The sequence below is a fragment of the Sphingomonas sp. genome, from assembly GCF_031380695.1.
Taxonomy (GTDB): domain Bacteria; phylum Pseudomonadota; class Alphaproteobacteria; order Sphingomonadales; family Sphingomonadaceae; genus Sphingomicrobium.
Window position 1 is genome coordinate 1 of the sequence record NZ_JANMWY010000277.1, and the last position, 7,986, is coordinate 7,986.

Genomic DNA, 7,986 nt, shown 5'->3' on the forward strand with positions numbered 1-7,986 from the left:
CAGGATGAACAGCGGCGCGCCGATAACGGGCAGGCGCAGGTGGAGAGGATCGGAGGCACGCTCATGGAGTTAGAATTCCCTTAAAGGCAGTGATAGTCGCGGTACCATTGCACGAAACGCGGCACGCCGACGTCGATCGACACGGTAGGGGCATAGCCATGGTCGCGGGCGATGGCGCTGATATCGGCGAAGGTGTCGGTGACGTCGCCGGGCTGCATCGGTTCGGGGCGGATGTCGGCCTTGCGCCCGGTCGCTTCCTCGAGCAGGCCGATGAGCTGTAGCAGCTCTTCCGAGCGGCTGTTGCCGATGTTGTAGAGCGCGTGCGGCCTGACGCTGCCACCGGCCTTTTCGGCGCCATCGTCGGCGGGCGGGCGGTCGAGGCAGGCGACGACGCCGCCGACGATATCGTCGATATAGGTGAAGTCGCGCCGCATCCGGCCGCCATTGAACAGGGGCAGGGGGCGGCCCTCGAACAGCGCCTTAGTGAAGATCCACAGCGCCATGTCGGGGCGGCCCCATGGGCCGTAGACGGTGAAGAAACGCAGGCCGGTGAGCGCCAACTTATAGAGGCCGGCATAGGCTTCGCTCATCAACTCGTCCGCGCGCTTGGTCGCGGCGTAAAGCGACACCGGATGGTCGGCGCGGTCCTCGACCCGGAACGGGAGCTGGTCGTTGCCGCCGTAGACCGAGGACGAGGAGGCATAAACCATGTGGCTCGACCCGCGCTGCCGGGCGAGTTCGAGCAGGTTGGCGTGGCCGACGATGTTCGACTGGATATAGGCCCCCGGATTGTCGATCGAGTAGCGCACCCCGGCCTGCGCACCGAGGTGGACGATGCGGTCGAAGTCGCTGGTTCCAGCGAACGCAGCCAGCGCCTGCGCATCGGCGAAGTCAACCGGATCGAATGAAAACCGATCGCTAAATTCGTTGTCCAGGATGGCGAGCCTGTCGCGCTTCAGCAAGACTGCATAATAATCGTTGAGATTGTCGATCCCGACGACGCGCTCCCCGCGCTCGAGGAGGCACCGCGCAACCGAATAGCCGATGAACCCGGCGGCGCCGGTTACGAGGGTCGTCATGGCGGCGTTCTAGCGGTGGCGGTCGGGCGGGGCCATCCCTCGCGTTGCAGATCGGAACTGAATTCCTTCGATTCCGTTTTACGCACCATGTTGATTGCGTCCGATGATCGATCCCATCTCCTTGCCAAACAGTTCGCCGGCTTTGTCTCGGCTGAAATGTTTCCCTGCGTCGGAGCGAAGGCCGCGCTCAATCGAGACGGGATGCGGTTTGTCGTCGCTCGAGATTTCACTTCGGCGTGGGACGATTTGCGCATCCTGCCGACGCTGTTCGATCTGGTCCGCGGCTATCGCGCTTCACCCGACCTGTTCCAGACGCTGGTGGTCATTTTCGAGCAGGGCGCGCCCGAATCTGAGACGGAATTCGAAGAGGGCATGTGGGACCGGCTGCAGTCACTGACCGACAAGGACGAATGGTTGGGCCAGCCGGCCGATCCCCGCGTCGCCCACGACCCCGACGACCCCCATTTCGCAATGAGTTTCGGCGGTGAGGCGTTTTTCGTCGTCGGCCTCCATCCTCGCGCCAGTCGACCGGCGCGGCGGTTTGAGCGACCGGCGATGGTGTTCAATCTTCACGACCAGTTCGAGCGGCTGCGCGCGGCCGGGCGCTACGACAAGTTGCGCGGCGCGATCCTGTCTCGCGACGTCGCTCTGGCGGGCTCGGTCAATCCGATGCTGGCGTCCCACGGCACGATGTCGGCCGCGCGGCAATATAGTGGTCGTGCCGTCGAGGATGGCTGGTGCTGCCCGTTCAGCGGCCGGACCGCACCCAATGCCGACTGACGCGCGGGAGATTCTGCCCCGGAGCGGAACCGCCTTCACTCTCGACAAGGGCCAGACGCTGACCGTCATCGACCCGCGTGGCGAGCAGGTCGCGGACCTGCTGGCGTTTGCGCGCGACGATGTGCGCGAAGTCATCTCGTCGGGCCGGACGTTCGACTATGCCAACCGCATCTATCTGACCACCGGCGACGTACTTTATTCGAACCGCAGCAGGCCGCTGCTGACGATCGTCGAGGACAGCGTCGGACGCCATGACTTCCTGCTCACGCCCTGTTCGAAGGATACGTTCCGGATCATCTATGGTGACGCCGATCCGCACCGGGGCTGCTTCGGCAATCTCGCCGCGGTGCTGGCGCCTCATGGCGTGACCGAGGATATGATCCCGATCGCCTTCAACTGCTTCATGAACGTACCGGTCGACGGCGCAACAGGGACCTTCACCGTCGAACCGCCGCTGAGCAAGGCCGGCGACCTTATTGCGTTTCGCGCCGAGGATGACCTGGTCATCGGCCTGACCGCCTGCTCGGCGCTGCAGTCCAACAACGGAAGTTTCAAGCCGATCCATTGGCGCATCGATTGATGGCGACGGCGTTTGCCGGGGCGATCGCGGGAGAGCGGGCGGAGACTGGCGGCGCGCTGGCTCGGCTCCGCGTCCGGTTGATCTATGCGTGGCGCCATCGCCGGCTGCCCCACCTTGACCACCCGTTTCGGTTCAACGAATGGGTCCAGTGGCGCAAGCTCAATGAGCGCAGCCCGGCGCTTGCGTCGCTGACCGACAAATGCGCCGCGAAGGCTCTGGTCGCCTCCCGCCTGGGATCGCAATGGGTCGTGCCGACTCTCTGGCAGGGTGAGGCGGCGCCGGACGTGCCGCCGTGGCCGGCACCCTTCGTGATCAAGGCGAGCCACGGCTGCAATCAATTCGCCATCATTCACGACATTGCCCGCGACTGGCCCGATGCGCTGGCCCGCAGTCGCTGCTGGACCCGTCAGACGTATGGCCGCTGGCTCGACGAATGGCTCTATTCGCTCAATCGGCCCGGGCTGATGGTCGAACCGTTCATCGGTCACGGCAACACGCCGCCGGTCGATTACAAGCTTTATGTCTTTGCCGGCTACGTCGCGATCGTGCAGGTCCATACCAATCGCTTGGGCGATCACTGCTGGGTGCAATATGACCGCCACTGGAACCGCCTGTCGAACGGTCAAGAGGCGACGGCGCCGGGCAAGCTGGCGGCGATGATCGCGGCAGCCGAGACGCTCGGGCGAGGCCATGATTTCATCCGGGTCGATTTCTACGATACCGTCGACGGCCCGCTGTTCGGAGAATTTTGCCTTTACCCCGGATCGGGTCTCGATCCGTTCGATCCGCCTTCGCTTGACGAGCAACTCGGCGAGTGGTGGACCGAGGCGCGGGCGGCGTTGGCGATGGATTGACCGCGGCCTTTCGCATTCTTGCTGCACCTGCTAAGGGCGCGCCATGCTCAATATCAATGGAATCACGGTGCGCCTCGGCGGGCGGACGATCCTCGATCGCGCCACTGCCGCGATTCCGCCTGGCGCGCGGGTTGGGCTGATCGGCCGCAACGGCGCCGGCAAGTCGACCCTGATGAAGGTGATGATCGGCCAGCTCGAGCCCGACGACGGCGAGATCGAGATGCCGAAGAAGACCCGACTCGGCTATATTGCGCAGGATGCGCCGTCGGGTGAGCGGACGCCGTTCGAGACCGTCCTGGCCGCCGACGCCGAGCGCGCCGCGCTGATGGCCGAGGCCGAGGAATGCCACGACCCCGACCGGCTCGGCCATGTCTATGAGCGCCTGCTGGCGATCGATGCCTACACTGCTGACGCACGGGCATCGCGGATCCTGCTCGGGTTGGGTTTCGACGAGGAGATGCAGGGCCAGCCGCTCGACAGCTACTCGGGCGGGTGGAAGATGCGGGTGGCGCTGGCGGCGCTGCTGTTCTCGCAGCCCGATGTGCTATTGCTCGACGAACCGTCGAACCACCTCGACCTCGAGGCAACGCTGTGGCTCGAGAATTTCCTCAAAAGCTATCCAGGCACGCTGGTGGTGATCAGCCACGAGCGCGACCTGCTCAACAATGTCGTCGACACGATCCTCCATCTCGAGCGTGGCAAGGTCAAGCTCTACTCGGGCGGCTACGACAGTTTCGAGCGGCAGCGGGCGGAGCGGGTGGCGCAGATCGCGGCGGCGCGGGCGGCACAGGACAGCCAGCGGGCGCGGTTGCAGGACTATATCGCGCGCAACTCGGCACGCGCCTCGACCGCCAAGCAAGCGCAATCGCGCGCCAAGATGCTGGCCAAGATGCAGCCGATCGCGGCGTTGGCCGAAGATCCCAGCCTCAGCTTCGATTTCCCGTCGCCGACCGAACTGAAGCCGCCGCTGATCACGCTCGACATGGCCTCGGTGGGGTACACGGAAGGCAATCCGATCCTGCGCAAGCTCCACCTGCGGATCGACCCCGACGACCGCATCGCGCTGCTCGGCCGCAACGGCAATGGCAAGACCACGCTCGCCCGGCTGCTCGCCGCCCAGCTCGCGCCAATGGAGGGTGAGGTCCATTCGTCGAGCAAGATGCGGGTCGGCTATTTCACTCAGTATCAGGTCGAGGAATTGCACGGCGACGATACGCCGTTGCAGCATATGACCCGGCTGATGAAGGGCATGACCCCGGCCGCCGTGCGGGCGCAGCTTGGGCGGTTCGGCTTTTCGGGCGACAAGGCGACGACGCTGGTCGCAAAATTGTCGGGGGGCGAGCGGGCGAGGCTGGCGCTGGCGCTGATCACCCGCGACGCGCCGCATTTGCTGATCCTCGACGAGCCGACCAACCACCTCGATGTGGATAGCCGCGAAGCGCTGGTCCAAGCGCTCAACGGTTATGACGGAGCGGTCATCCTGGTCAGCCACGACCGCCACATGGTCGAACTGACCGCCGATCGGCTGGTGCTGGTCGAGGATGGCCGGGCGCTGGATTATGCCGGGTCGATCGACGATTATATCGACTTCGTGCTGGGTCGGAACCAGCCGAAGGGCGAACCTAAGGCCAAGGCGGCCAAGCTCGACAAGAAAGCCACGGCGAAGGCCCGCGGCGATGCGGCGGCGCTGAAGCTGGCGGCGGTCGAGGCCGAGCAGGCGAGCGCCAAGCTGGCCGCACAATGTTCGGCGCTCGACCAGGCGATGTTCGACCCGTCGCGCGCCGCGCCCGACCTCGCGCAACTGCCGATCAGTGAGCTTAACCGCCGCCGGACCGAAGTCGCTGCGGAGCTGGAAGCGGCGGAGGCGCGCTGGCTCGAGGCCAGCGAGCGCCTCGAACAGGCGGCTTAGCTCGCCGCCTTCACCTCCTGCCGATATTTATGAAGCAGCGGTTCGGTATAGCCGTTGGGCTGCACCGCTCCTTCGAACACCAGCGCCCGGGCGGCCTGGTACGCCAGGCTAGTCGCCTCATGGCCGCTCATCGGTCGGTAGAGCGGGTCGCCCATATTCTGGGCATCGACCCGCGCCGCCATCCGCGTGAACGCCTTGTCGACCTGGGCTGCCGAGCAGACGCCGTGGCGGAGCCAGTTGGCGAGCAATTGCGACGAGATGCGTAGCGTTGCGCGATCCTCCATCAGGCCGATGTCGTGGATGTCGGGGACCTTCGAGCAGCCGACCCCCTGATCGATCCACCGCACGACATAGCCGAGGATGCCCTGGGCATTATTGTCGAGCTCGCCCTGCACTTCATCCTCGGTCCAGTTCCGTCCGCCCGCGAGGGGAATGGTCAGCAGCTTGGCGAGCGGAGCAACCGCACGGTCGGCAAACTCCTTCTGCCGCGCGAAGACGTCGAGCTGGTGATAATGAAGCGCGTGGAGCACCGCCGCCGTGGGGCTGGGTACCCACGCGGTCGACGCACCGGCCTGCGGATGGCCGATTTTTTCGTCTAGCATTGCCGCCATCCGGTCGGGCGCGGCCCACATGCCCTTGCCGATCTGCGCCCGGCCGGAGAAGCCGGCGGCAAGCCCGATCTGGACGTTGCGCTGTTCATAGGCTGCAATCCACTCGCTCGCCTTGTTCTCGACTTGGGGACCATCGACCCGGCCTCGAACGAGGTATGGATTTCGTCGCCGGTGCGGTCGAGGAAGCCGGTATTGATGAATACGACGCGGTCTTTGACCGAATGGATGCAGGCGGCGAGATTGGCCGACGTGCGGCGCTCTTCGTCCATCACGCCGACCTTGATCGTGTGGCGGGAAAGGCCGAGCAGATCCTCGACCGCATCGAACAGGCGGTTGGTGAAGGCGGCTTCGTCGGGGCCGTGCATTTTGGGCTTGACGATATAGACCGAGCCGGTGCGGCTGTTGGTTGAGGTGCCGAGCTTCCTCAGGTCGTGCAGCGCGATCGTGCTGGTCATAATCGCGTCGAGGATGCCCTCGGGCGCGTCCGATCCGTCGGCAAGGCGCACGGCGGGGGTAGTCATGAGGTGGCCGACGTTGCGGACGAACATCAGGCTCCGGCCGGGAAGGGTGAGGGCGGTGCCGTCGGGTGCGGTGAACTTCCGGTCCTGGTCGAGCGAGCGTGTGAGCGTCTTGCCGCCCTTGTCGAAGCTGGCCGTCAAGTCGCCGCGCATCAGGCCGAGCCAGTTGCGATAGGCCGCGACCTTGTCCTCGGCGTCGACCGCGGCGATCGAATCTTCGAGGTCGGCAATGGTTGTCAAAGCGGCTTCGAGGACGACGTCGGCGATGTTGGCGGGGTCGTCTCGGCCGATCGGGTGGCTCGGGTCGATCACCACCTCGATGTGCAGGCCATGGTGCTTGAACAGATAGTTGGCGCCGTTGCGGCCGACGAACTGCGCCGGATTGGCGAGCACCGGGTGGCCACCGGCAAACGCTGCCCATGACCCGCTGGCGAGCGGCACGGCTTCGTCGAGAAACGCCTTGGCGCGGGCGATCACCGCCGCGCCGCGCACCGGGTCATAGCCTTTAACTGCGGCCGCGCCAGGGATCGCGTCGGTGCCATAAAGGGCGTCGAAAAGACTGCCCCAGCGCGCGTTGGCGGCATTGAGCAGGAAGCGGGCGTTGAGTACCGGCACGACCAGCTGTGGCCCCGCCATCCGCGCGATTTCGTCGTCGACGTGGTGCGGATCGATGGTGAAGGGCGCGGGCTCGGCGACGAGGTAGCCGATCTCGCGCAGATACGCCTCATAGGCAGTGGGGTCGGGCGTGCCGGGGTGGGCCCGGTGCCACGCGTCGAGCTTTGTCTGAAGCGCGTCGCGGGTCGCGAGCAGAGTGCGATTCTCAGGGCCGAAGTTAGCGAAGATTGCCGCCGTTCCAGCCCAGAAGGACTGCGTCGATAGGCCCGTTCCCGGCAGCACGTCATGATCCACGAATGTGGCCAGGGCCGTTGCAACGCCAAGGCCGGACTTTTCGATCATTTGCTCCATGGGATCCCGCTTGCTATCATCTGGAAAGAGCGCCGATCTAGAAGGCGGGCGGTGACCAGTCGAGGGCAATTCGCGATGGCTGCCGACCGCCGCCGAAACCATCGAATATGGCACCGGTCATGGATTCCCGGCACGATCCTGACTATTGCCGTGGTGTGCCCGCGATTCATGCCATTGCCAGCCCAGTCTTTCAGCGATTGACCCACCACCACGATTCCGGATCGCTTTGCCGATGATGGCCGAGACGGGACTGGCCGCACTGTGGTTCGCGGCGGCGTTGGCGGCGCTGCAACTTTTGCTTGCCTTCGTCGGTATTCGCCAAGATCGCGACGACCTGATGAGCGCGGTGCGGCCGGTGGCGGTGGTTATCGGGCTGCTGACGGCGCTGTCGATGGCCATGCTGATCGCGCTGTTCATGGTGTCGGACATGAGCGTGTTGCTGGTCGCCGAGAACAGCCATTCGGCCAAGCCGTGGCTGTACAAGTTCGCCGGCGCGTGGGGCAATCACGAAGGATCGATGCTGTTGTGGGTGACGGTGCTGGGCGTCGCCGGGGCGGCGGTGGCGCTGTTCGAGAAACGCCTGCCGCGCGATACATTGGTGGCGACACTCGGCGCGCAGGCGACGATTGCGCTGGGGTTCTACGCCTTCCTGCTGTTCAGCTCGAACCCGTTCGCGCGGGTCGATCCGG

Annotated in this window: 5 protein-coding genes and 2 pseudogenes; 5 read left to right on the forward strand and 2 right to left on the reverse strand. The window is 65.3% G+C overall.

Annotation, left to right across the window (positions count from 1 at the left end; translation table 11 throughout):
* Nucleotides 1–80: 80 nt before the first annotated feature.
* On the reverse strand, nucleotides 81–1,079 hold the full coding sequence (locus tag RMN84_RS10040; RefSeq protein ID WP_309612035.1) for an NAD-dependent epimerase/dehydratase family protein: 999 nt from the start codon (nucleotides 1,077–1,079) through the stop codon (nucleotides 81–83).
* 87 nt (nucleotides 1,080–1,166) lie between these two features.
* On the opposite strand from RMN84_RS10040, the gene gntA reads away from it, so the two are divergent.
* Genes gntA through RMN84_RS10060 form a run of 4 tightly spaced genes read left to right on the forward strand, consistent with a single transcriptional unit; the run spans nucleotide 1,167 to nucleotide 5,202 of the window.
* On the forward strand, nucleotides 1,167–1,859 hold the full coding sequence (gene gntA / locus RMN84_RS10045) for a guanitoxin biosynthesis heme-dependent pre-guanitoxin N-hydroxylase GntA (RefSeq protein ID WP_309612036.1): 693 nt from the start codon (nucleotides 1,167–1,169) through the stop codon (nucleotides 1,857–1,859).
* Nucleotides 1,849–2,439 carry an urea carboxylase-associated family protein gene (locus RMN84_RS10050; RefSeq protein ID WP_309612037.1) on the forward strand — a complete coding sequence of 197 codons (591 nt, stop codon included), beginning with the start codon at nucleotides 1,849–1,851 and terminating at the stop codon, nucleotides 2,437–2,439. Before gntA ends, RMN84_RS10050 begins: the two co-directional genes overlap by 11 nt.
* Entirely contained in the window at nucleotides 2,439–3,293 is an 855-nt protein-coding gene (locus RMN84_RS10055) for an ATP-grasp fold amidoligase family protein (RefSeq protein WP_309612038.1), read from the forward strand. Before RMN84_RS10050 ends, RMN84_RS10055 begins: the two co-directional genes overlap by 1 nt.
* Before the next feature lie 43 nt (nucleotides 3,294–3,336).
* The gene (locus RMN84_RS10060) at nucleotides 3,337–5,202 is read left to right on the forward strand and encodes an ABC-F family ATP-binding cassette domain-containing protein (protein ID WP_309612039.1); all 1,866 of its coding nucleotides are present in this window, start codon (nucleotides 3,337–3,339) and stop codon (nucleotides 5,200–5,202) included.
* On the opposite strand, the pseudogene RMN84_RS10065 reads toward RMN84_RS10060, so the two are convergent.
* Nucleotides 5,199–7,297, reverse strand: a pseudogene (locus RMN84_RS10065) (malate synthase G). The gene RMN84_RS10060 and the pseudogene RMN84_RS10065 overlap by 4 nt on opposite strands.
* Nucleotides 7,298–7,529: 232 nt before the next feature.
* Between RMN84_RS10065 and RMN84_RS10070 the strand changes: the two are divergent.
* A pseudogene (locus RMN84_RS10070) lies at nucleotides 7,530–7,986 on the forward strand (heme lyase NrfEFG subunit NrfE); the annotation flags it as partial.